At 59.2% G+C, this 1,222-nt stretch carries 1 protein-coding gene; it reads left to right on the top strand.

The annotated features are described in order from the left end of the window. The first annotated feature begins 91 nt into the window (after positions 1–91). Positions 92–1,156, top strand: coding sequence for an IS630-like element ISRj1 family transposase (locus tag JQ617_RS39835; RefSeq protein WP_026192128.1), 1,065 nt, complete (start codon positions 92–94; stop codon positions 1,154–1,156). Positions 1,157–1,222 lie beyond the last annotated feature (66 nt).

Here is a 1,222-nt window from a genome sequence, read left to right as displayed (position 1 = left end):
CCAAAACAGCCGCCTTTGCGACCCGTCTCCCGTTTTCCTCGCTCGCTAGTACCCACTTTTCTTGGAACGTGAGTCGTGATTCAAGGTCGGGATGATACCCGAAGCAAGAGAAGTCCACCTTTCGAGGAAAGATCGCAAGGTGCTTGAGGCGTGCTGTCGCTCACCGGTGACGTTGCAGCGCGATTTGAAGCGGGCGCGGATAGTTCTGTTGGCGGCGGATGGGCGCAGCACCCGGTCGATCGCCAAGGAAGTTGGGGTCCAGCCGCGGATTGTCAGCCTTTGGCGGCATCGCTATGCCGACCATGGCCTTGAAGGGCTGCAAGACAAGCCGCGGCCTGGCAAGCAGCCGATCTATACGAAGACGACCGACAAGCGGATTCTGAAGCTGCTGGATAAGCCGCCACCGCAAGGGTTTGCGCGCTGGACCGGCCCCCTGCTGGCCGAGGCGCTGGGCGATGTCGATGTCCAATATGTCTGGCGGTTCCTGCGCAGCCACAAGATTGACCTGGTGGCTCGCAAGTCCTGGTGCGAGAGCAACGACCCGAACTTTACGGCCAAAGCCGCCGATGTTGTCGGCCTCTATGTCGCGCCGCCGGCGAAGGCCATTGTGCTGTGCGTGGACGAGAAGCCCTCGATCCAGGCTTTGGAGCGAGCGCAGGGTTATCTGAAGTTGCCCAATGGCCGCGCCTTGACCGGCCAAAGCCACGATTACAAGCGGCATGGCACCACAACATTGTTTGCGGCGCTCGAAGTCGCCACCGGAAAGATCATCGCGACCCATTCAAAACGCCGGCGCCGCGTCGAGTTTCTCGATTTCATGAACAGCGTCACCGCGGCTTTTCCGAACCGCAAGCTTCACGTCATCCTCGACAACCTCAACACCCATAAAAAGAACGAGGACTGGCTCAAGGCCCACCCCAACGTGCAATTTCATTTCACGCCGACAAGTGCGTCATGGCTCAATCAGGTCGAAGTATGGTTTTCCATCTTGCAGGGGCAGTCGCTCAGCGGCACCTCCTTCACGAGCCTCAAGCAGCTTCAGGAACACATCGATGCCTACGTCAACGCATACAACGACAGAGCCGAGCCCTTCGTCTGGACCAAGAAAAAGGTCCGTCAACGCCGTTTCAAAGGCCGCCGTATCACTCAGCTCTGATTCCGGGTACTAGATGCCCGGTCGGTAGCCGAAGCGGCTAGGCTCGTGGACGCGTTTCGCGACCTT

The organism is Bradyrhizobium sp. KB893862 SZCCT0404, assembly GCF_018130885.1.
GTDB lineage: Bacteria > Pseudomonadota > Alphaproteobacteria > Rhizobiales > Xanthobacteraceae > Bradyrhizobium > Bradyrhizobium stylosanthis.
This window is presented reverse-complemented; position numbering and strand designations above follow the sequence as displayed.

Coding starts and splice junctions, on each gene's coding strand:
- JQ617_RS39835 (WP_026192128.1), top strand. CDS start 92: ATGATACCCGAAGCAAGAGAAGTCCACCTTTCGAGGAAAGATCGCAAG.